General features: G+C 53.8%; 1 protein-coding gene. It reads right to left on the reverse strand.

Annotated elements, in window-relative coordinates:
- Positions 1–437, reverse strand: a 437-nt coding sequence (locus tag RM704_RS45785; protein WP_498076458.1) for an amino acid--tRNA ligase-related protein, incomplete at both ends; no start/stop codon positions are given.

Here is a 437-nt window from a genome sequence, read left to right on the forward strand (position 1 = left end):
GGTCGGATTCCACAGTTTGCCCTCGGCGCAACCTTCAAACAGGGCGAGTTGCAGGCTGCCGATGCCCGGGGACGGCGGCAGGCTTTCGCCGTGTTTGACGATTTCTTTTTTCAGCCATTCCGCATCGTTCAACTGCTCGTCGGTGTAGTGCGGATTGTATTTTTTGATGGCTTCGAGGATGGTCAGACGTTCGAACGGGCTTTCCAAATCGACTTCTTTGCCGTTGTAAGTGATGTTTGCCGTGCCGTTTACCGTGCGCGATGCGTTGCGGATGATGTCTTCCGCCATCTGCATCATACGTTCGTAGTCGGAGAAGGCTTCGTAAAATTCAATCATCGTAAATTCGGGGTTGTGGCGCACGGACATGCCCTCGTTACGGAAGCTGCGGTTGATTTCAAACACGCGTTCCAAGCCGCCGACCACCAAGCGTTTCAGAT

It is taken from the genome of Streptomyces gottesmaniae (genome assembly GCF_031845845.1).
In the GTDB taxonomy this organism is placed as follows: domain Bacteria; phylum Actinomycetota; class Actinomycetes; order Streptomycetales; family Streptomycetaceae; genus Streptomyces; species Streptomyces akebiae.